The sequence below is a fragment of the Halomonas sp. IOP_31 genome (genome assembly GCF_021151495.1).
Classification (GTDB): domain Bacteria; phylum Pseudomonadota; class Gammaproteobacteria; order Pseudomonadales; family Halomonadaceae; genus Modicisalibacter; species Modicisalibacter zincidurans.
This window is the reverse complement of record NZ_JAIRBP010000038.1, coordinates 1-21,290: the sequence shown is the minus strand read 5'-3', so window position 1 is coordinate 21,290 and position 21,290 is coordinate 1. Positions and strand designations below refer to the sequence as shown.

At 65.9% G+C, this 21,290-nt stretch carries 22 protein-coding genes and 1 pseudogene; 18 read left to right on the top strand and 5 right to left on the bottom strand.

Annotated elements, in window-relative coordinates:
- The first annotated feature begins 113 nt into the window (after positions 1–113).
- Positions 114–245 carry a hypothetical protein gene (locus K7I12_RS17560; protein ID WP_268871184.1) on the top strand — a complete coding sequence of 44 codons (132 nt, stop codon included), beginning with the start codon at positions 114–116 and terminating at the stop codon, positions 243–245.
- A 64-nt stretch (positions 246–309) separates the two neighbouring features.
- On the opposite strand, the gene K7I12_RS15300 is transcribed toward K7I12_RS17560, so the two are convergent.
- Together K7I12_RS15300 and K7I12_RS15295 are read right to left on the bottom strand one after the other, a co-directional pair.
- Positions 310–1,155 carry a Crp/Fnr family transcriptional regulator gene (locus K7I12_RS15300; RefSeq protein WP_150113116.1) on the bottom strand — a complete coding sequence of 282 codons (846 nt, stop codon included), beginning with the start codon at positions 1,153–1,155 and terminating at the stop codon, positions 310–312.
- Between the two features lie 212 nt (positions 1,156–1,367).
- Positions 1,368–2,231 (bottom strand): SMP-30/gluconolactonase/LRE family protein, encoded by an 864-nt coding sequence (locus tag K7I12_RS15295; RefSeq protein WP_231664616.1) that lies wholly within the window; start codon positions 2,229–2,231, stop codon positions 1,368–1,370.
- A gap of 181 nt (positions 2,232–2,412) precedes the next feature.
- Between K7I12_RS15295 and K7I12_RS15290 the strand changes: the two genes are divergently transcribed.
- From K7I12_RS15290 to fghA, 5 genes are all read left to right on the top strand, one after another.
- On the top strand, positions 2,413–3,285 hold the full coding sequence (locus tag K7I12_RS15290) for a sugar nucleotide-binding protein (protein WP_031384591.1): 873 nt from the start codon (positions 2,413–2,415) through the stop codon (positions 3,283–3,285).
- The gene (locus tag K7I12_RS15285) at positions 3,282–4,046 is read left to right on the top strand and encodes a lysophospholipid acyltransferase family protein (RefSeq protein ID WP_231664615.1); all 765 of its coding nucleotides are present in this window, start codon (positions 3,282–3,284) and stop codon (positions 4,044–4,046) included. The genes K7I12_RS15290 and K7I12_RS15285 overlap by 4 nt, the downstream gene beginning before the upstream one ends.
- Positions 4,047–4,226: 180 nt before the next feature.
- Positions 4,227–5,027 carry a Crp/Fnr family transcriptional regulator gene (locus tag K7I12_RS15280; RefSeq protein ID WP_084173581.1) on the top strand — a complete coding sequence of 267 codons (801 nt, stop codon included), beginning with the start codon at positions 4,227–4,229 and terminating at the stop codon, positions 5,025–5,027.
- 257 nt (positions 5,028–5,284) lie between these two features.
- Positions 5,285–6,394, top strand: a complete 1,110-nt coding sequence (locus tag K7I12_RS15275; RefSeq protein WP_231664614.1) for an S-(hydroxymethyl)glutathione dehydrogenase/class III alcohol dehydrogenase — start codon at positions 5,285–5,287, stop codon at positions 6,392–6,394.
- Between the two features lie 13 nt (positions 6,395–6,407).
- Positions 6,408–7,262 (top strand): S-formylglutathione hydrolase, encoded by an 855-nt coding sequence (gene fghA, locus K7I12_RS15270; protein ID WP_231664613.1) that lies wholly within the window; start codon positions 6,408–6,410, stop codon positions 7,260–7,262.
- A gap of 75 nt (positions 7,263–7,337) precedes the next feature.
- Here the strand turns inward: fghA and K7I12_RS15265 are convergent, their stop codons facing one another.
- Entirely contained in the window at positions 7,338–8,219 is an 882-nt protein-coding gene (locus K7I12_RS15265; RefSeq protein WP_231664612.1) for a helix-turn-helix domain-containing protein, read from the bottom strand.
- Between the two features lie 144 nt (positions 8,220–8,363).
- Between K7I12_RS15265 and pobA the strand changes: the two are divergent.
- A pseudogene (gene pobA, locus K7I12_RS15260) lies at positions 8,364–9,594 on the top strand (4-hydroxybenzoate 3-monooxygenase).
- 274 nt (positions 9,595–9,868) lie between these two features.
- On the opposite strand, the gene K7I12_RS15255 reads toward pobA, so the two are convergent.
- Together K7I12_RS15255 and K7I12_RS15250 are read right to left on the bottom strand one after the other, a co-directional pair.
- The gene (locus K7I12_RS15255; RefSeq protein WP_031384584.1) at positions 9,869–10,285 is read right to left on the bottom strand and encodes a hypothetical protein; all 417 of its coding nucleotides are present in this window, start codon (positions 10,283–10,285) and stop codon (positions 9,869–9,871) included.
- Positions 10,278–10,751 carry a hypothetical protein gene (locus K7I12_RS15250; RefSeq protein ID WP_150113115.1) on the bottom strand — a complete coding sequence of 158 codons (474 nt, stop codon included), beginning with the start codon at positions 10,749–10,751 and terminating at the stop codon, positions 10,278–10,280. The genes K7I12_RS15255 and K7I12_RS15250 overlap by 8 nt, the downstream gene beginning before the upstream one ends.
- A gap of 164 nt (positions 10,752–10,915) precedes the next feature.
- On the opposite strand from K7I12_RS15250, the gene K7I12_RS15245 reads away from it, so the two are divergent.
- The 11 genes from K7I12_RS15245 (at position 10,916) to K7I12_RS15195 (ending at position 21,173) form a co-directional block, all read left to right on the top strand.
- On the top strand, positions 10,916–11,260 hold the full coding sequence (locus K7I12_RS15245) for a PepSY domain-containing protein (protein WP_031384582.1): 345 nt from the start codon (positions 10,916–10,918) through the stop codon (positions 11,258–11,260).
- Positions 11,261–11,270: 10 nt separating this feature from the next.
- On the top strand, positions 11,271–11,945 hold the full coding sequence (locus K7I12_RS15240) for a winged helix-turn-helix domain-containing protein (protein WP_231664611.1): 675 nt from the start codon (positions 11,271–11,273) through the stop codon (positions 11,943–11,945).
- Entirely contained in the window at positions 11,942–13,351 is a 1,410-nt protein-coding gene (locus tag K7I12_RS15235) for a sensor histidine kinase (protein WP_331460597.1), read from the top strand. Before K7I12_RS15240 ends, K7I12_RS15235 begins: the two co-directional genes overlap by 4 nt.
- An 88-nt stretch (positions 13,352–13,439) precedes the next feature.
- Positions 13,440–14,405, top strand: coding sequence for a sugar-binding transcriptional regulator (locus K7I12_RS15230; protein WP_031384579.1), 966 nt, complete (start codon positions 13,440–13,442; stop codon positions 14,403–14,405).
- A 114-nt stretch (positions 14,406–14,519) separates the two neighbouring features.
- Entirely contained in the window at positions 14,520–15,830 is a 1,311-nt protein-coding gene (locus K7I12_RS15225; RefSeq protein WP_231664610.1) for an ABC transporter substrate-binding protein, read from the top strand.
- A 75-nt stretch (positions 15,831–15,905) separates the two neighbouring features.
- Positions 15,906–16,793 (top strand): carbohydrate ABC transporter permease, encoded by an 888-nt coding sequence (locus K7I12_RS15220; RefSeq protein WP_031384577.1) that lies wholly within the window; start codon positions 15,906–15,908, stop codon positions 16,791–16,793.
- A gap of 15 nt (positions 16,794–16,808) precedes the next feature.
- Positions 16,809–17,627, top strand: coding sequence for a carbohydrate ABC transporter permease (locus K7I12_RS15215; protein ID WP_031384576.1), 819 nt, complete (start codon positions 16,809–16,811; stop codon positions 17,625–17,627).
- Positions 17,628–17,637: 10 nt separating this feature from the next.
- Positions 17,638–18,783 (top strand): ABC transporter ATP-binding protein, encoded by a 1,146-nt coding sequence (locus K7I12_RS15210; RefSeq protein WP_231664609.1) that lies wholly within the window; start codon positions 17,638–17,640, stop codon positions 18,781–18,783.
- 11 nt (positions 18,784–18,794) lie between these two features.
- Positions 18,795–19,523, top strand: a complete 729-nt coding sequence (locus K7I12_RS15205; protein WP_231664608.1) for an HAD family hydrolase — start codon at positions 18,795–18,797, stop codon at positions 19,521–19,523.
- A 26-nt stretch (positions 19,524–19,549) separates the two neighbouring features.
- On the top strand, positions 19,550–20,335 hold the full coding sequence (locus tag K7I12_RS15200; protein WP_231664607.1) for an L-iditol 2-dehydrogenase: 786 nt from the start codon (positions 19,550–19,552) through the stop codon (positions 20,333–20,335).
- A gap of 154 nt (positions 20,336–20,489) precedes the next feature.
- Positions 20,490–21,173: a nucleoside triphosphate hydrolase gene (locus K7I12_RS15195; protein WP_051907515.1), complete on the top strand. Its 684-nt coding sequence runs from the start codon at positions 20,490–20,492 to the stop codon at positions 21,171–21,173.
- Positions 21,174–21,290: the final 117 nt, after the last annotated feature.

Sequence of the window (21,290 nt, the reverse complement as noted above, 5' to 3'; positions counted from 1 at the left end):
ACGTGGAGCCGTCAGGCCGGCCCGTTCGGGCGAACGCCGCCAGCACCTGCTGGAAGAGGACCGCCGAAGCGGCCTGAACGCGACCGCGACGCTTAGAAAGGAAGGGATCGTCGATGTTGAAAGTCACGCTGGAATTGTGTTGCAACGTCTGTCATGGCGAGCGCTTCATGCTGCCGACACTCGAAGAAACCGGTCCGCCGTTCGCTGATATGCTCGTCTGGCGGGCACTCGGCCATGAGCGATGAGCCCGTTCGTTGGCTAATTGCTGGCTTATCGTGTCGCTACAGCGAAGTGCCGTGTTGATTCCGGCTAGCTGGATGCCGTCGGTTCGTCGCCTTCGGCAGAAGGGCGGCTCTTGGAGTCTTGCTTCAATGAGGCCAGCCATTCTGTGGCGACTGGTTCAGGAAGCGAAATCGGCTTGTTGATGGTCAGGATCCGCTTGTCACAGTTCAGGTAGTGATCGTCGAAATCGGCCATCTCGGCCAGGCGCTGCGGGTCGAGGATCACTATATGGAAATGCTGGCGCCTTACCAGTCCTTGGCAGGCCAATGCCGAGAAGGTGCGGCTTATGTGCACCGTGCTCATGCCGAGCGCATCGGCAAGATCCTGCTGCGAGAGTGGTAGCTGAAAGCCATCGACATCGTCGGGAAGGAACTCCAGCAGGCGTGCACGGCATTCGCAGAGAAAGTGCGCCAGACTCTCGCGGGCATTGCGGCGCGCCACGCTGACCAGCCGTTCGGCGAGCATGGCCTGATGCTGATTGGCGATCACGAACAGCGCCGAGCGCACGCTATTCGAAGCGTTCAGCAGGGTGAAGATGCTCGAATACGAATACTCGCAGACTCGACCATCGGTGAGCATCGACACGTCGTTGCGGCGTATTCCGCTCAACAACTCGAAGATTCCCAGAATATCGCCCGGCAGGTAGGTGGCGAACAATTGCCGGCTACCGTCGCTCAGATAGCGCGCCGAACAACCCCAGCCCTCGCTGATGACCAGCAGCGAGTCGGCGCTGTCGCCTTCATGCCATAGCCACTCGCCAGCGGTGACCTTGCGCATCTCGAAGGTCAGGCCTTCGAGTAGTTCGATCTCGCCATCTGTCAGCGAAACCAGGGCGCTCAAGCGCTTCAACATGGGGTTGGTTGCGTTCCGCACGCACGTCTCCAGCGACAAGATCTTGAAAACGCAAAGAAACCATGCTCAGTGGAACGGCGCGATAACGTAGGTTTATTTTTATCAGAATGTCTTCATGTAACTATCCCGACCTGGCGGGACAGCGCTCCACGACGTAAGGTGCGCGCTGCACGAGCGCTTGCCCAGTGTTCGTCTCGGCCGATGCGATGGGCATCGCCAGCGCACGCAGCCGATCACGGCCGATAGGCACACGGCGAAAGGCCGTGAATGCCCGGGCGCACGCTGAACAGGGCGCCGGCCTGGCTTTGTGCATCACAGCCCTCGGCGGCGGTGGTAATATACAGCGTGGCGAGATCGTCGCCGCCGAAGGTGCAGCAGGTAACGCGCGAGACCGGCAGGCGAACCTCCCGGTCGCGGCGGCCGTCGGCCAGGAAGCGGGTCACCCGGGCGCCATCCCAGTGGGCGACCCACAGGCCGCCTTCGGCGTCCAGCGTCATGCCGTCGGGGAAGCCGTCCTCCTCGCTGAAGCGGATGTGTAGTCGCTTGTTGGCGAGCGTGCCGTCGTCGGCCAGATCGAAGGCATGGATCGCCCGCGCCGGGCTATCGGTGTGGTAGAGCGTGCCGCCATCGGCGCTGATCGCCGGACCGTTGGTCACCGTGTAGGGGCGGTCCATCTCGTGCAGGCCGCGCTTGTCGAAGCGCAACAGTCGGCCGCTGGCCGCCTGCTCCCGATTGTCCATGCTGCCGAACCAGAGCCGACCCCGGGGGTCGGCCTTGCCGTCGTTGAGACGATGGCCGGGGGTGTCGGCGACCGGTTCGGCGAGGGTCTCCAGGATACGCGGCGAACCGCCGTCCAGAGTGAGATGCACGAGGCGCGAGCGTAACCCGGCGACGAGCCCGCCACCGGCATGCGGCGCCAGCCAGCAGCAGGCCTCCTCGAGCGGCCAGCTGCGCGTTTCGCCGCTGTCCGGGGTATAGCTCAGCAGGCGGCTGGCGAGGATGTCGACGAACAGCAGGCAGCGGTACTCGCTGGACCATAAGGGCCCTTCGCCGAGCCGGGTGCGGGCGTTCCAGAGATTTTGCGGTTGTGTGGTCATGGGCTCCTCGTCGAAAACGCTACAGGCGCGTTCGACTAGAGTGCCGCAAGCGAGCCGCGATGAGAACGCACGCGGATGACAGCTTTCGGCGGAAGTGCTAAGTATGGACACCGTTTGCCGGGCTGAGTCGCGCTGCACGCCGCGTCGTTGAACGCGAAGCCAATTTTACAAGGGAAGCGCCGTGAAGTTGTTGATTCTGGACGCCCCCCACTGCTTGAGCCTGGCGCTGGCACGCGAGGCCAACCGGCGGGGGGACACCGAGCTGATCATCGAGGAAGGGTTGGCCCTCGACCCTGAGCGGCTCGCTGAAGTGGCACCGGATGCCGTGCTGATCCCGCCGCTGGTACAGCCGAGCGATGCCGATCCATCGGCGGTCATGGCCCATGCGGAAGCGGTGGAGGGGGCGCTGGAGTGTTGCCAGCGCAACGATATGCCGCTGGTCTGGTGCGTGTCCGACCAGCTCTACGAAGACGGCGCCGACACGCCGATCGACGAGCACGTGATTCCCTCGCCTCGCGACGAGAACCTGCGTCGGCTGATCGTGACCGGCAACCGGGTGCGCGAGCAACACGCCCGCCACCTTATCGTGCGCCTGGGGCCGCTGTTCGCCCTCGAAGGCGCCGGGGCCTGGCTGACCGAGTTGATCGATACGCTGATGGCCGGCCGCCAAGTCCGGGTCGCCGAAGACATCATCTTCTGCCCGACATCGGTGGACTGCGTGGCGCTGGCCCTGATCGGCATGCTTCAGCAGCAGGGCTGCGGCGCCAATGCCTGGGGCGCCTATCATCTGGCCGGAATCGAGCCGGTCAGCGGCTATACCTTTGCCTCGGTGGTGCGCACCCAATTGGCGACGCGTCTCGAGGGGCTCGGCAAGCAGGTGACGCTCGGCGAGCTGAAGGCGCTCAACCATCACCACGATCAACCGCTGAGACGGGTGCTCAACTGCCGGCGCGTGCTGGATGCCTTCGGCGTCCACCAGAAACCCTGGCGGCTCGAGCTGGGCCGCATGCTGGACACCTGGTGCCAGGCCTATCAGGCTCAGGAGGCGCCATGAACGCGATTCGCAGCGCGATCTTCTATGTCGGCTATTTCCTGGCCATCCTGGTATTCGGTCTGCTGTGTCTGCCGATCACGCCGCTGTTGCCGCTGGCCGGCCGCTATCGGCTGCTCAATCTCTATAATCACTTCATCGTCGGCTGGTTCGCGCGGGTCTGTGGCGTGCGTTACACGGTGCGCGGGCGCGACAACGTGCCGGCGGGGCCGGTGGTGATACTCGCCAATCATCAATGCGAGTGGGAGACGCTGTTCCTGCAGATACTCAAGCCGCCGGTATGCACCGTGCTCAAGCAGGAGCTGCTCAATCTGCCGCTGTTCGGCTGGGCGCTGCGGCTATTGCACCCGATCGCGCTGGATCGCTCGCGCCCGGCGCGGGCCATGAAACAGGTCCTCTCGCAGGGTCCGCAGCGCTTGCGCGAAGGCTTGTCGGTGCTGATCTTTCCCGAAGGCACGCGGGTCGAGCCGGGCCAGCGGCGGCGTTACAACAAGAGCGGCGCGGTGATCGCCTGTCGGGCCGGCGTGCCGGTGCTGCCGGTGGCGCACAATGCCGGCGAGCGCTGGCCCGGGCGGCATTGGGTCAAGAATCCAGGGCCCCTGAACGTGGTGGTCGGTGCGCCGATCGCTACCCAAGGGCGCACGCCGGAAGCGGTGCTGATCGAGGTCGAGGCCTGGATCGAGGAGCAATTGACGTCGATTTCCGGGGTGCCGCGCCCGGCGACGGCCAGTGAAGCGCCGGCCGGCAGGAAGGAATGGGTATAGAACAACTTCTGGCAGTTGTCGAGAGGCTTGATTAACCTGGGTTATCGGAAGAAAAAAGGGCAATGCGCCATCCTTGCGCAGCTGTGCCGCGCAAGTCATCCCTTGCAACAGCAGTAGCCGAGCACCATTTCATGGACATAACGCAAGACGCTGAAGCGAGCCAACCGGAGACCCCGCCGAATGAACCTTCAGGACAGTTGCATCATTCGTCACTTCAATCATTTCTGTCGCTTGTCGGACGATGACAAGAAGCTATTGCTGCGTCTCGAAGAGAGCCCGGGGCACGTGAAGGCCGGCAGCGTCCTGTGGCAAGAGGAAGACCCCGCCAGCGAGTTCTGCACCCTGAGCCGTGGCTGGGCCTATTCCTACCGTAATCTCGGCGACGGCAGCCGGCAGATCCTGGAGATCTATCTGCCCGGCGACATCATCGGCTTGCGCGAATTCGCCTTTTCCCAGCGCCTGGCCGGCGTAGCGATGATCGACGACGGCGTGATCTGCCATTTCCCGCATCGCCGCCTGCTCGACATCTTCAACCAGTCGACCACCTTGACGGCGATCCTGTTCGCGATCTCCAGCCGCCAGCAGGCGTTGCTCACCGAGCGATTGGTCAACCTTGCGCGGCGCACCGCCCACCAGAAACTCGCCCATTTCATCTACGAGATGTACCTGCGGTTGTTGCAGACCGGCGCGCTGAGCGACGGTGATTTTCGCCTGCCATTGTCCCAGGAGCAGCTGGCCGACACGCTGGGCCTGAGTGCCGTGCACGTCAGCCGGACGTTCTCTGCGTTCCGCGAACAGGGACTGGTGCTGCGCGAGCGTCACCACGTCACGCTACCCGATCCCGAGGCGCTGGCGCGGGTCGCCGAGTTCGACGACTGTTATCTCAACGACAGCGTGCGGCCGATCTTCTTCGATGGCACCGAGGCGGCCATGCGCATGAGCAATGCCCACTCCGGGGACGAGGGGCCGGTGCCCAAGTGAGATCCTGCGCTGGCCAGCAAAGGGCCAGCGTGCCGGATGGGCCTCGACACGCGGTGCGCCATAGCGCGCCGCAGCCTGCCTGACGCTCCCTTCGACGAGGGCCGCGATGCTTGCCGGCGCTGCAGCGTCGCTGCTCGACAATTTCTCGACGGCCATGGCGTTTATCGGCGACCGCGAAGCGCTTAGACTGAGCAGGTTCAGACTGGGGCCGCTACGCCGCTCGTAACGCCCAACCGACCGAATCAGGAGGATCATCGATGAAATCACGCGCCGCCATTGCCTGGGGAGCCGGTCAGCCGCTGGAACTCACCGAAATCGACGTGGAGGGGCCAAAGGCCGGTGAAGTGCTGGTGCGCATCGTCGCCACCAGCGTCTGCCATACCGATGCCTATACGCTGTCAGGCGCGGATCCGGAGGGGCTGTTTCCCTCGGTGCTGGGCCACGAGGGCGCCGGCGTCGTCGAGGAAGTCGGCGAGGGCGTCACCGGCCTGGCGCCGGGGGATCACGTGATCCCGCTGTATACCGCCGAATGCGGCCAGTGCAAGTTCTGCCTGTCGGGCAAGACCAACCTGTGCAGCGCGGTGCGCGCCACCCAGGGCAAGGGGCTGATGCCCGACGGCACCTCGCGCTTTTCGCTGGGTAGTCAGCCGCTGCATCACTACATGGGCTGCTCGACGTTCTCGGAATATACCGTGCTGCCCGAGGTGTCGCTGGCCAAGGTCTCCAAGGCGGCGCCGCTGGACAAGATCTGCCTGCTCGGCTGCGGGGTCACCACCGGCATTGGCGCGGTGCTCAACACCGCCAAGGTCGAGCCGGGAGCGACCGTCGCGGTGTTCGGTCTCGGCGCCATCGGCCTGGCGGTGATCCAAGGCGCGCAGATGGCCCGGGCCGGACGCATCATCGCCATCGACGTCAACCCGGACAAGTTCGAACTGGCGCGCCAGTTCGGCGCCACCGAATTCGTCAATCCCAAGGACTACTCGGATCCCATCCAGCAGGTGATCGTCGACTTGACCGACGGCGGCGTCGACTATTCCTTCGAGTGCATCGGCAACGTCAACGTCATGCGCTCGGCGCTGGAATGCTGCCACAAGGGCTGGGGCGAATCGATCATCATCGGCGTCGCCGGGGCCGGTGAGGAGATCGCCACGCGGCCGTTCCAGCTGGTCACCGGGCGGGTCTGGAAAGGCTCGGCGTTCGGCGGCGTCAAGGGCCGCAGCGAGCTGCCCGGCTACGTCGAGCGCTACATGAACGGCGAGCTCAAGATCGACGAGTTCGTCACTCATGACATGCCCTTCGAGCAGATCAACGCGGCCTTCGAGCTGTTGCATGAAGGCAAGAGCATCCGCAGTGTGCTGCATTATTGAGTAAGGAGGCTGCATGAGCATGTCCGAATCGCTGGAGCTGGTTTCCGCCACCAAGTCGTTCGGCGGCTGGCTCAAACGCTACAGGCACCATGCCCGTAGCCTGGACTGCGAGATGGTCTTTTCGATCTACCTGCCGCCACAGGCCGAGGAGCGCAAGGTGCCGGTGTTGTGGTGGCTGTCGGGGCTGACCTGCAACGACGAGAATTTCATGCAGAAGGCCGGCGCGCAGCGGCTCGCCGCCGAGCTGGGCATGGCGATCATCTGCCCCGACACCAGCCCGCGCGGTCTCGACCTGCCCGGCGAGCACGACAGCTACGACTTCGGTTCCGGCGCGGGCTTCTATCTCAACGCCAAGCGCGAACCCTGGTCACGCCACTATCGCATGTACGATTACGTCAACGACGAGTTGCCGTCGGTGGCGCGCCAGCACTTTCCGCTCAACGGCCGCGAGGCGATCAGCGGCCACTCGATGGGCGGCCACGGCGCGCTGGTGCTGGCGCTGCGCCAGCCGGGCCGCTTCGCCTCGGTATCGGCGTTCGCCCCGTTGGTCAACCCGATGGATGCGCCATGGGGCCAGAAGGCCTTCAAGAACTACCTGGGCGAGGAGCGCGGCGACTGGCGCCAGTACGATGCCTGCGAACTGGTGGTCAAGGGCGTCTCGCGGCAACCGTTGTTCATCGACCAGGGCGAGGCCGACGCTTTCCTCGACGAGCAGCTCAAGCCCGAACGTCTCGAGACGGTGTGTCGGACCAACAACCATCCGCTGACCCTGCGCCGCCAGCCCGGTTACGACCACAGCTACTTCTTCATCGCCAGTTTCATCGACGACCATCTGCGCTATCACGCCAAGTATCTCAAGCTGCTCTGACGCGCGGGTATCGCGATACGGCCAAGCGCCCCGCCTCGTGCGGGGCGCTTGCGTGTCGGGCCCTGCACCGGGGCGTCAGCGGCTCAGGCGAAACGTCTTGGGCGACTGGCCGGTGTGGCGCTTGAAGAAGCGGGCAAAATAGCCCGGCTCGGAAAACCCCAGTCCATCGGCGATCTGGCCGACGGTCATGTTGGTGTAGGTGAGCTGGCGCTTGGCCTCGAGCAGCAAGCGCTCGTGAAGCAGTTGCAGGGCGCTGCGTGCGGCCAGGCGCCGGCACAGGGTGTTGAGATGCGCGCTGGTTACGCCGAGTTCGCCGGCCAGCGTCTCGATGCTCGGCTGCTCGGCGTAACGTGCCTCGATCAGCGCCTGGAAACGTTGCAGGTGGCCCTGGCCCCGGTCGTGGGCCATGACGCGTTGCGGCCGGCGCCGCTCGGCGCGCCGCGCAAGTTGCACGGCGAGCGCCTGGACCAGGGCGTGCAGCAGCGCCTCTCGGCCCTGGGCCGGCTGGCGGTATTCGTCGTCGATGCGCGTCACCAGCTCGGCGATAACGGCCTGCTCGGGCTGCTCGGCCAGTGGATAGGGCGCGGGTCGGGCGAGCACTTCGCCGAGCGCTGCGAGACGCGCCTGCAGGTGTGCGGCGAGCGGCTTGGCCAGGCTGATGATGTGGCCGTCGATGTCGCTCGAGAAGCGGAAGCCGTGAATCGCCACGGCCGGCACGACGATCAGCAGCGGCCCCTGGAGATCGCGTTCGCGGCCCTCGAGATGCAGCTGCACCCGGCCGGCCTCGATATGCAGCAGGTGCAGCAGATCGGCATGGCGGTGCGGCTTGATGTGCCAGTCGTGCAGGCGGCTGCGTGCGGCGATCGACTCGCAGTGCAGCAGGTCGGGGGTCGGCCAGTGGCCGGTCTCGCCGTACAGCTGGAAGACCGGAACGATGTCGTGCGGCCAATCGGCCATGCGCTGTGCTCCTGCGGATATCACCGTCGGGCTAGACCAAAGTCAGGGGGCGATCTTGCGAATGTCTCGATTTTAGTCCGAATTCTGCCTTATTCGCCGTCGCGATTCGATGAAAAATACCATTCATCGATAGCGAGCCGACCGATGACGGAGCCGAACAGCGGCGTTCGCCCCGGCCGGCACGAAGGAGTCCCCATCATGAAGACGCAGGTCGCGATCATCGGCGCCGGCCCCTCCGGGCTGTTGCTGGGCCAGCTGTTGCATCGTCACGGCATCGACAACGTGATTTTAGAACGCCGCTCCGGCGAGTACGTGCTGAGCCGCATTCGTGCCGGCGTGCTCGAGCAGGGCATGGTCGATCTGCTGCGCGAAGCCGGTGTCGGCGAGCGCATGGATGCCGAGGGGCTGACGCATGGCGGCTTCGAGCTGGCTTTCGAGAACCGCCGCGTGCGCGTCGACCTCGCCGGACTGACCGGTGGCAAGACGGTCATGGTCTACGGCCAGACCGAACTCACCCGCGACTTGATGGCGGCGCGCCGCGAAGCCGGGGCGACGACGCTCTACCAGGCCGATGACGTGCAGCTTCACGACGTCGACGGCGAATCGCCCTATGTCACCTTCGTCAAGGACGGCCAGCGCCAGACCCTGGCGTGCGATTACATCGCCGGCTGCGACGGCTACCATGGCGTATCGCGGCAGACCATCCCCGCCGAGCGGCTCAAGACCTTCGAGCGCACCTATCCGTTCGGCTGGCTGGGCGTGCTCTCCGACACGCCGCCGGTCTCCGACGAGCTGATCTATGCCAGCCACGCACGCGGCTTCGCGCTGTGCAGCATGCGTTCGGCGAGGCGCAGCCGCTACTACGTGCAGGTGCCCGAGGGCGAGCAGCTCGAGGCGTGGTCGGACGCGCGCTTCTGGGCCGAGCTCAAGGCGCGCCTGCCCGACGACGTGGCCGCCAGGCTGGTCACCGGCCCCTCGATCGAGAAGAGCATCGCGCAGCTTCGTCGCCGAGCCGATGCGCTACGGGCGGTTGTTTCTGGTCGGCGATGCCGCGCACATCGTGCCGCCCACCGGGGCCAAGGGGCTCAATCTGGCGGCCAGCGACGTCAGCACGCTCTATCGGATCATGCTCGAGGTCTACCGGGAAGGGCGCGTCGAGCTGATCGAGCGCTATTCGGAAATCTGCCTGCGGCGGGTCTGGAAGGCGGTGCGCTTTTCGTGGTGGATGACCGCCAACCTGCACAGGTTTTCCGATCAGGAGGATTTCGGTCGACGCATCCAGCAGGCCGAACTCGGCTACTACACCGCCAGCCGGGCGGGACTGACCACCATCGCCGAGAACTACGTCGGGCTGCCCTACGAGGCCATCGAATAGCCACCTCGCTCGGCGACCGGCGCCGCGCAGCCATGCCATCCTGCCCAGGTTCTCGCTGGGTGCGGGTCCGCCGGGCGAGGTGGCGTGTGATTGTTTCGCGTTATCGCTCCAATGGCGATGATGCATTGGAAGCATGACCGGGCAGACCCTAGGCTTGAAGTGTCTGGAGGCCAACCAGACCGGCTTATGCATGTTCCGAGTGCATCGAAGCTCCACCCACCTCGACCCGCGCAACCCCGGCGCGGGCTTTTTTTGCTCGCCCCGCTGGAACCGGCTAGTCGAACCCGTCACGGTCCCGCGCCGAACGAGAGGGTTCGTCACGCACTTCGTAGTCGCCCTCCAGCACCTCTTGCCGGCCTGGTCGGGTCTCGTGGCGAGCAGCGTCGCTGCCGCCGATATTCCGGGCGTGACGGGCGCGAAACGCCTCGGCCTGCTTCTTCATGCGATGGCGTACCAGCGGCAGCATCAGCCAGCCGACCAGCAGGAAGAACAGCCCGAGTGCGGTCCCGACGAGCATCAGCACGCCGAATATCAGCCAGGTGAAGAACAGCCGCGGGCCGCTCATCGTGGCGGAAGGCCGCGCGCGGCGTGCACGGGCCTGCCAGGCCCTCGCCGCTTGCCAGGCGGCATTGTCCCGGCCGGCGCCGGCATGGCGAGCGTTGCTCTGGCGTGAATCGTTGCGTTCAGGCATTGTCCACTCCGATGGTCGAGAAATCGCTGCCGTCGAGGCGCAGCTCGATCTCGCGGCGCTGGTTGTCGTAGTCTTCGATGTCAAGATGACCCGATGCATCGACATCGAGCGACTCGAATCGTTGCAGGCCGGAGCGGCGTGCCACGTTCAGCGTTTGCTCGACATCGCCTCCGGCAAGGCTCCACGTGGGAATGTCGCTGCGCTGCTGCGCTTCACGAGTCAGCGAGCCGTCGCGCTGCAGCGACTCGACATCGAGCTGCCAGCCGTCGTCGCGCCAGCCTTGCATCTCGATGCGCCCGCCGTCCTTGACGGCGATTTCTTCATAAGCGGTGACGTCGTGCTGACCGGCCGAGGCGAGCAGTGAATCCAGTTCGGCGAAGGTCACGCTGCCGTCGTCGGCCAGCGCCAGGCTCGACAGGCCACCGGAAAAGGCCACGGGTACCATCAGCATACGCAGTGTTCTCATGTCGTGTCTCCCTTGCGGCGATTGCCGTGTGATGCCAGGGTCCGTTTTACGCCGCGCGACCTTGCCGTGGCCTGAAAATATCGTTCATGGTGCATTCATTGCCGACATGGGTCGATCGGCTGGCGTTCATGGCCCGTTCATGGCGTTTTCGGCAAGCTGATAAGATGACTATTGCCCATGTCTGGATGATTGGCTGTCGAACGCTGCTGCTGGCGGCGCTGCTGGGGTGGCCGTTGGCCGTGCCGGCCGCCGATGACGACTGGCGCGACCTGCGCGACGAAGTCCGTCAGGGGCGTCTGGTGTCGCTGCCCAGCGTGCTCGACTGGCTGCAGGCACGTTACGACGGTCAGGTTCTCAAGGTGGATCTCGAACGCGACGACGATGCGACCCGCTACGATATCGAGATGATCGGCCCCCAGGGGCAACTGGTCGCGTTCGAATTCGACGCCGCCAGTGGCGAGTTGCTGAATATCGAAGGCGTCAATGTCGAGGCGATGAAGCGACCATGAGCGTATTGCCATGAAAGTATTGCTGGTGGAGGACGATCGGGCCCTGGCCGCGGCGCTCGGCGAGTCGCTGCGCGACGCCGGGGTGCTGGTCGAGAGCGTCGGCCATGGTGGCGAGGCCGATTTCCTGGTGCGCACCGAACGCTACGACGCGGTGGTGCTCGACCTGGGCCTGCCCGATGGCGATGGCACGCGCTGGCTGGCGCAGTGGCGTGACGATGCCATCGACCTGCCGGTGCTGGTGCTCACCGCCCGCGAGCGCTGGTCGGACAAGGCCGCCGGTTTCTCGGCCGGCGCCGACGACTACGTCACCAAGCCGTTCGAGACTGCCGAGGTGCTGTTTCGCCTGCGGGCACTGGTGCGGCGCAGCCATGGTCACGCCCACCCGCTGCTGAGGCTCGGCGAGCTGGCTTTCGACACCCATACCGCCAGTGTCACCCTGGCCGGTCGCCCGGTGACGCTGACCGCCCAGGAGTCGCGCCTGCTCGCCTATCTGATGCATGCCGCGCCGCGCATCGTCAGCCGCAGCGAACTCGCCGAACACGTCTACGATCGCGACCACGAGCCCGACTCCAATGTCATCGACGTGCAGATCAGCCGGCTGCGCCGCAAGCTCGGCAGCGAACGCATCGAGACCCTGCGCGGCCAGGGCTACCGGGTGCTGGCGGTGGAGGCCGACGCGCCTTGAATGGCGCTGCCAGGACACGCCCATGGCGGCAAGCCAGGGCGTGGCTGCGGGCGCTGGCCACGCGGCCCGCCGGCTGGTCGCTGAGCCGACGCCTGCTGGCGGCCTCGCTGGCGCTGGTGCTGGTGATACTGCCGTTGGCGGGCGCCGGACTGGCCTACAACTTCCGCGAAGCGGTGACCGCCTCGTTCGATCAGCGGCTGCGCTCGCTGCTCCAGGTGGTGCTCGCCGCTCTCGACTACAACCCCACCGAACAGCGCCTGCAGATCTCGCGCACGCTGGGCGATGCGCGCTTCGAGCGGGTGTTTTCAGGCTGGTACTGGCAGATCCGCGACGATGATGGTACTTCGCTGGTCTCGCGTTCGTTGTGGGACCAACGCCTGCCGGTGTCGATGGCCGACGGCGTCACCCTGCGCAACATCAGCGGGCCACGCGGCGAACCGTTGCGGGTCATCGAGCGCGACGTGCAGCTGGCCGGGCATCCTCAGCGTCTGCACGTCAGTGTCGCCGCCTCGCAGGAAGATCTCGACGCCGAGGTGGCGCGTTTCGAATGGCTGCTGGGGTTGTCGCTGCTGACCCTTGGCGTGCTGCTGTTGGGTGGCCTGGCGGTGCAGATCCGCTGGGGGTTGGCGCCGCTGCGCCGGCTGCATGCCAATCTCACGCGGATCGAAGCCGGCCAGGAGCAGCGCCTGGATACCCGCCTGCCCGGCGAGCTGAGCGAATTGGCCACGGCGATGAACGAAGTGCTCGAGCGCGACCGGCGGCTGATCGAGCGCGGACGCAGCGCCGCCGGCAATCTCGCCCACGCGCTGAAGACCCCGGTCAGCGTGCTGCAGGCGCTGTCCGACCGGCTGCCCGAGGGCGAGCGGCGGCAGGTGCGCGACGAGCTGGGGCGCATCGATCAGGCGGTACGCCACCACCTGGCGCGGGCCTCGGCCGCGGGGGGCGCGACGCTGGCCGGGCGGGTACACCTGGGCGAGGCGATCGCGCCGGTGGTCGACGGTCTGGCGCGGCTGGCCGGGCGGCGTGGCATCGCGCTCGAGCGCGACATCGATGCGAGCCTTGCGGTACGCATGGACCCTCAGGATTTGCAGGAACTGGTCGGCAACCTGCTCGACAATGCGCTGCGCTGGGCCGGGCGGCGGGTCACCCTGCGCGTGGCCGGCGAGGTCGGTGGGGTGCGGCTGAGCATCGAGGACGACGGCCCGGGAATGAGCGCCGAGCAACGCGAGGCGGCGCTGGCGCGAGGCGCGCGGCTCGACGAGCGGCGTTCCGGCTCGGGGTTGGGGCTGGCGATCGTCGAGGATCTGATGACCCTCTACGGTGGCACGCTGAGCCTCGACGACGCGGCGCTGGGCGGGCTCGCCGCGCATGTCTGGTTGCCCGGCGTGGCGGGCCCGGGCGGTTAATTGCCGCACCGCTCGCGCGCGATTGCATTATTGTACCGCCGTGTTCGGGCTGCGATGATTCGGCGCATCGTTACCGGAGGCCAATGGCGTGGACAAGTATCAGCTCAAGCTCGACCAGGCCGCCCGTGCGGCCTGGCTCTCGTATGTCGGCGGGCGTACCCAGGACGAGATCGCCAGCCAGCTGGGCGTGTCGCGCCCCGGCGTTCAGCGCCTGCTGGCCCTGGCCCGCCAGGAAGGGCTGGTCAAGGTGCATATCGACCATCCGCTGGCCAGTTGCATGGCGATGGCGGATGCGCTGGTGTCGCGCTTCGGGCTGAGTTTCTGCGACGTGGTGCCCTCCGATCCCGACAGTCGCGACCTCCGCGACACGACCTCGCACTTCATCGCCCAGGCGGGCGCCGAGCGGCTGCTGCGCTACGTCAATCGAGCCGAGCCGCTGACCTTGTCGCTGGGCACCGGCCGCGCGGTGCGCGCCACCGTCGAGGCGTTGAGCCGCCTCGAACGCCCCCAGCATCGTTTCGTCTCGCTGGTCGGCAACATCGCCCGCGACGGCTCGGCCAACCGCTACGACGGGGTGATGGTGCTGGCCGACAAGACCGGTGCCGAGCGCTTTTTGCTGCCGGCCCCGGTGGTCGCCGGCTCGGTGGAGGAAAAGCATACACTGCTCGCCCAGCCATTGGTGCGCGCGGTCAGCGACGTGGCGATGGAGTCCGAGGCGGGGTTCATCGGCATCGGCCGCATCGACCCCCAGGCCACGCTGTTCCAGGATCACTTCATCAGCGAGGACGAGCTCAACGAACTGCTTGGTGCCGGCGCAGTGGGCGAGCTGCTGGGCTGGCCGTTCAACGCCCGCGGCGAGCTGATCGAGTGCCCGATCACCCAGCGCATCACCAGCCTGGCGCTGCGGCGGCTCGCCACCCAGACCCTGGTGGGGCTCGCCGGCGGGCGCGACAAGGGGCCGGCGATCCTCGCCGCGCTGCGCGGCGGCTGGCTCAAGGGGCTGGTCACCGACGAGCAGGCGGCGCGCTATATCATTGATAGGGAAGGGGGTTAGTCCAAAGTATAACAGGCGGGGATTTGCTTTTTTCAAAGCGCTAAATGATCATTTGTATTGCTGTTGAGTAGATTGATCAACAAGAACCCAACACTCTCCGCCAAGGGGCATGCCATGCGGTTACAGCACAAGATTCCGCTCGCGGGGGCCATCGCTCTCGCTTCCGTCTCGGCCCACGCCGAGACCATCACCGTGGCCACGGTGAACAACAACGACATGATCATCATGCAGGGCCTGACCGACGAATTCGAAAAGGCCTATCCGGATATCACTCTGGACTGGGTGGTGCTCGAGGAAAACGTCCTGCGCCAGCGCATGACCACCGACATCGCGACCCAGGGCGGCCAGTATGATGTGATGACCATCGGTACCTACGAAGTCCCCATCTGGGCCGAACGCGGATGGCTGACGCCGCTCGACGATCTGCCCGAGTCCTACGCCAAGGACGACCTGCTCAAGCCGATTCGCGACGCGTTGAGTTATAAGGATACCCTCTACGCCTTGCCGTTCTACGGCGAGAGCTCAATGCTCTATTATCGCAAGGACCTGTTCGAGCAAGCCGGTATCACCATGCCCGAGCAGCCGACCTGGCAGCAGGTCGAAAAGTGGGCGGGCCAGCTCAACGATCCCGCCAATGGCGTCTACGGCATCTGCCTGCGCGGCAAGCCGGGCTGGGGCGAGAACATGGCCTTCCTGTCGACGCTGGTGAATACCTACGGCGGTCGTTGGTTCGATGAAAACTGGCAACCGACGATCGATTCGCCGGCCTGGAACGCGGCGATCAGCTTCTACGTCGAGCTGATGAACCAGTATGGCCCGCCGGGGGCGACCTCCAACGGTTTCAACGAGAACCTGGCGCTGTTCGCCGGTGGCAAGTGCGGCATGTGGGTCGATGCCACGTCAGCGGCCGGCAAGCTGTACGATGCCGAGCAGTCCCAGGTGGCCGACACGGTGGGCTTTGCTCCGGCGCCGATCGCCGAGACCCCCAAGGGGGCGAACTGGCTGTGGGCCTGGTCGCTGGCCGTTCCGTCTTCTTCCGACGCCAAGCAGGCCGCCAAGACCTTCATCACCTGGGCGACGTCCGAGGAGTACGTGAATCTGGTAGGGCAAACTGAAGGCTGGACCAATGTGCCGCCGGGAACGCGTCAGTCCACCTACGAGAATCCCGAGTACCAGCAAGCCGCGCCGTTCGCCGACTTCGTGCTCAACGCCATTCAGACGGCAGATCCCAACGATCCGAGTGCCAAGCCGGTCCCCTACACCGGGGTGCAGTATGTCGGCATTCCCGAATTCCAGGCCATCGGTACCCAGGTAGGGCAGATGATCGCCGCCGCCCTCGCCGAGCAGCGCAGCGTCGATCAGGCCTTGAGTGCCGCCCAGCGCGCCGCCGAACGTACCATGCGCCAGGCCGGCTACTACCAGTAACGCGCGTCCCGCTTCGGTCGGGTCACCATGACCCGGCCGCTTTTACCGACCCCTCACCGCTGAATGGGTATCCCCATGCGCGAAAGAACGTCCGGACGAACCGTCGGGGGCTTCCGCAACCTGTTTCTGCAGGGCCCGGCGGTTACCGTGTTGTTGTTGTGGATGCTGGTGCCGCTGGCGATGACCGTGTGGTTCTCGTTCCAGCGTTACAATCTGATGATGCCCAGCATTTCGGGATTTGCCGGCTGGGAAAATTACTATTACCTGGTGAACGATCCGGCGCTGTGGACGGCGATGGGCAATACCCTGTTGCTGGTCGGCTGGGTGCTGGCGATCAGCGTGATCGGCGGCACGTTGCTGGCGGTGCTCTTCCAGCAGGAATTCTTCGGCCGCGGCATCGCCCGGCTGCTGGTCATCGCGCCGTTCTTCGTCATGCCCACGGTCAGTGCACTGATCTGGCAGAACATGATGATGCACCCAGTCTATGGAGTGTTCGCCTGGCTGAGCAAGCTGCTCGGCCTGCCGGTGATCGACTGGTTCTCGGCGATGCCGCTGACCTCGATCATCGTCATCGTCGCCTGGCAGTGGATGCCGTTCGCGCTGTTGATCCTGCTTACCGCCATCCAGTCGCTCGACGATGACCAGGTCGAGGCGGCGCGCATGGACGGCGCGGGCCCGCTGGCGATCTTCTGGTTCATCACCCTGCCGCACCTCAAGCGGGCGATCAGCGTGGTGATCATGATCGAGATGATCTTCCTGCTGACCGTGTTCGCCGAGATATTCGTCACCACCTCGGGCGGTCCGGGGCTGGCCTCGACCAACCTGGCCTATTTCATCTATATCCGTGCGTTGCTGGATTTCGACGTGGGCGGCGCCTCGGCCGGCGGGGTCATCGCGATCATTCTCGCCAATATAGTGGCGATCTTCCTGGTCCGCACCGTGGCCAAGAACCTCGAGACCTGAGGCGAGGAGCACTGCATGAACCCTTCGATGACCAAGAAACTGCTGCTCACGCTGCTCGCCTGGGGCATCGCGCTGATCGTGTTCTTCCCGATCTTCTGGATGGTGCTGACCGGCTTCAAGACCGAGGTTCAGGCCATCGCGCCGCCGACGCTAGTCTTCGAGCCGACCCTGGCGGGCTATCACGAAGTCATGGCACGTGCCGACTACTTGAAGTTCGCCCTGAACAGCATCGTGATCTCGTTCGGCTCGACCCTGTTGGCGCTGATCGTGGCGATTCCGGCGGCCTACTCCATGGCCTTCCTGCCGACCAAGCGTACCCGGGGCACGCTGTTGTGGATGCTGTCCACCAAGATGCTGCCGCCGGTCGGCGTGCTGATGCCGGTGTACCTGCTGTTTCGCGACATGGGCCTGCTCGATTCGCAGCTCGGGCTGACCCTCGTCTACATGCTGATGAACCTGCCGATCGTGGTGTGGATGCTCTACACCTTCTTCAAGGACATTCCCAAGGACATCCTCGAGGCGGGGCGCATGGACGGCGCCGGCACGCTGCAGGAAGTGCTCTATCTGCTGCTGCCGCTGACCCTGCCGGGGATCGCCTCCACCGGGCTGCTGTCGGTGATCCTGAGCTGGAACGAGGCGTTCTGGAGTCTCAACCTGACCACCTCCGACGCTGCTCCGCTGACTGCCTTCATCGCCTCCTTCTCGAGTCCCGAAGGGCTGTTCTGGGCCAAGCTGTCCGCCGCCTCGACGCTGGCCATCGCGCCGATCCTGATCTTCGGCTGGATGACCCAAAAACAGATGGTTCGTGGCCTCACCTTCGGCGCCGTCAAATAAGGAACCCGCCATGGCAACGCTACAACTCAACAACATCGTCAAGGAATTCGGTGACACTCAGGTCATCAAGGGGATCGATCTGGAGGTCAAGGATCGGGAGTTCGTGGTCTTCGTCGGCCCCTCCGGCTGCGGCAAGTCGACCCTGATGCGGATGATCGCCGGGCTCGAGAGCACCACCCGCGGCGATATCTCCATCGACGGTGTGCGCATCAACGACGTCGGCCCCGCCGATCGCGGCCTGGCGATGGTCTTCCAGAGCTACGCGCTCTACCCGCACATGAGCGTCGAGGACAACATGGGCTTCAGCCTGCGTTTGGCCAAGGTATCCAAGGCCGAGCGCCGCGAGAAGGTGCTCGCCGCCGCGCGCATCCTGCAGCTCGAGCCCCTGCTCGACCGCAAGCCCCGTGCGCTGTCCGGCGGCCAGCGCCAGCGTGTGGCGATCGGCCGGGCGATCGTGCGCAACCCCAGCATTTTCCTGTTCGACGAGCCATTGTCGAATCTTGACGCGGCGCTGCGCGTGCAGATGCGCATCGAGCTGGCGCGGCTCCACGACGAGCTCGACGCGACGATGATCTACGTCACCCACGACCAGATCGAGGCCATGACCATGGCCGACAAGATCGTCGTGCTGCAGGGCGGGGTGGTCGAGCAGATCGGCTCGCCGATGGAACTCTACCACCACCCCCGCAACCGCTTCGTGGCCGGCTTCATCGGCTCGCCGAAGATGAACTTCACCGACGTCGAGGTGCTCGACGCCAACGCCGAGGGCGTCGCGGTGCGCCTGCCCGGCGGCGGCGAGTGCCGGGTGCCGGTCGACGGCGGCGACTGTCGCCCCGGCGACACCCTGACCCTGGGCATCCGCCCCGAACACCTGACCCTCGACGACCAGGGGCCGCTGGCCGGCAAGATCGTGGTCATCGAGCGCCTCGGCGGGGTCACCTCGCTGTATCTCGAGCACGGCGAGCGCGAATGGATCCTGGTCGCCGACGGCGACGTCGCCCATCGCGTGCACGACGAGGTCCGCTTCACCTTCGACCCGGCCTGCGCGCATCTCTTCAGCGCCGATGGCGCGGCGCTGAGCCATCTGCATCGCCATCCGCTGGTCGACATCGATCGCAAGGAAAATCGCGCGCAGTCCGGCTCGGGCGGCCAGTGATGGAGTCGCCCATGGAGTTGCTGATCTTCGATTGCGACGGGGTGCTGGTCGACAGCGAAGCGATCGCCGAGCAGGTGCTGCGCGAGCGGCTGGCGGCTTGGCTGCCCGACCTGCATGCCGACGATGAGCTGCGTCGCGCGCTGGGCATGACCACCCAGGCGATTCTCGATCATCTCGCTGTCCGCAGCACTCATGCCTTGCCCTATGACGCCCTCGAGCGCATCGATGCGGCGATCGAGACGCGCCTGGCCGCCGAACTCGAGGCGATGGTCGGCGTGGCGGCGGCGATCGACGCGCTCGACCTGCCGCTGGCGATCGTTTCCAACAGCAGCCGGCGGCGGGTCGTCGCCTCGTTGGCCAGCACCGGGCTGGATGCCCAACTGGGCGAGGCGCCGCTGTTCACCGCCGAGCAGGTGGCTCGGCCCAAGCCGGCACCGGATGTCTACCTGCTGGCGGCGGAAAGCCTCGGGATCGTACCCGAGGCCTGCCTGGTGGTCGAGGACAGCGTCTCCGGGGCCAGCGCGGCCCGGGCCGCGGGCATGACGGTGATCGGCTTCACCGGCGCCAGCCATATCGAACCCGGTCACGACGCCCGGCTGCGCGAGGCGGGCGTCTGGCAGGTGCTCGAGTGCATGGCGGAACTCGGTGCGCTGGTCATGCGCTGGCGTGGCGAGCGGCGCGCCGTTGCTGAAGGCCGTCGCTGGCGTGACCGGCTGCCCGGGGCTGGCGCTTCATCATGACTTCACTCGGACAAGGAACCACAGCGATGAAACTCGACAAGCGAACGGCAGTGGTGACCGGCGGGGCGCGGGGTATCGGCCTGGCGATCGTCAAACGCTACCTGGACGAGGGCGCCCGCGTGGCGATCGCCGACATCGACAGCGCCGCCGCCGAGCAGGCGGTGGCCGAGATCCAGGCCGACTCGCGCGACGCGCCGGTGATCGCGGTACGCCTCGACGTCGCCGACGCCGCCTCGCGGCAGGCGATGATCGAGGCCGTCGAGGCGCGTTTCGGAGGCATCGACATCCTGGTCAACAACGCCGCGGTGTTCGACATGGCCCCGCTGCTCGAAGTCAGCGAGGCCAGCTACGAGCGGCAGTTCGCCATCAACGTCAAGGGCACCTTCTTCACCCTGCAGGCGGTTGCCGCACGCATGGTCGAGCGTGGCGCCGGCGGCAAGATCATCAACATGGCTTCCCAGGCCGGGCGCCGCGGCGAGCCGCTGGTCAGCCTGTACTGCGCGTCCAAGGCCGCGGTGATCAGCCTCACCCAGTCCTGCGGTCTGGCGCTGATCGAGCATCGCATCAACGTCAACGGCATCGCGCCGGGGGTGGTCGACACGCCGATGTGGGACGAGGTCGATGCGCTGTTCGCGCGCTACGAGGGGCGTCCGGCCGGCGAGAAGAAGCGCCTGGTCGGTGAAGCGGTGCCCTACGGGCGCATGGGCCGCCCCGAGGATCATGTCGGCGCCGCGGTGTTCCTGGCCTCCGGCGACAGCGACTACGTGGTGGCGCAGACGCTCAACGTCGACGGCGGCAACTGGATGAGCTGAAAAAATGCCTGCGCGGGCGAATCGCTGCGTTGCGTGGTGCTCGGAGTCCCTCACATATACCCCATATTCTCGGGCTCCTGCGCGCGGTGCGCCTTGCGGTTCATTCGGGGGCGCCGAGTCCGCTCGGCGATTTTTTGACCATGCGGGAACAATAATGACTCCGAATATCCACGAGATGACGACACGGTTGCTCGCGGCGGCTGATCAACAACGCCAACGCTTCATCGTCGCCCTGGCGGGTCCGCCGGCGGCCGGTAAATCCTTCCTCTCAGGCTGGCTGTGCCGTGAACTCAACGTCCGTCGGCCAGGATGTGCCGCCATCGTGCCGATGGACGGCTATCACTTCGACAACGCGGTGCTCGCGCCGCAGGGCCGGCTAGCGATCAAGGGCGCCCCCGAGACCTTCGACTGCGACGGGCTCAAGCACGATCTGGAACGCATCCGTCGCGCCGATCGCACCGTCGCGGTGCCGGTGTTCGATCGTCCGCTCGACCTGGCGCGCGCCGGCGGCCGGTTGATCCTGCCCGAGCACCGCCTGGTGCTCGTCGAGGGCAATTACCTGCTGCTCGACGTCGCGCCCTGGCGCGAACTGCACGCACTGTTCGACCTGACGCTGTTCATCGAAGTGCCCGATGCCGTGCTGGTCGAGCGGCTGCTCGCTCGCTGGCGGGGCATGGGCGAGGACGCGGCCGTCGCGCACGCGCGCACCCACGACAAGGACATGCTCAACGCACGGCTGGTCAACGACCGCTCGGTGGCGCCGACCTGGCGCTGGCACTTTCACGCCGAGCTGCGACACCCGCTCGGCCCCAACTCGGCCCCCCAGGAGAGTCCCTAGCAGCCTGTCGGACTTTCCACTCCAGCATGAGATAATGCCGGCATCAAACTGACCACGGACCCGCCATGAGCCACTTTCGTTCTGTCGATCGTCATACGGCCTATCTGCTTCCTCCGT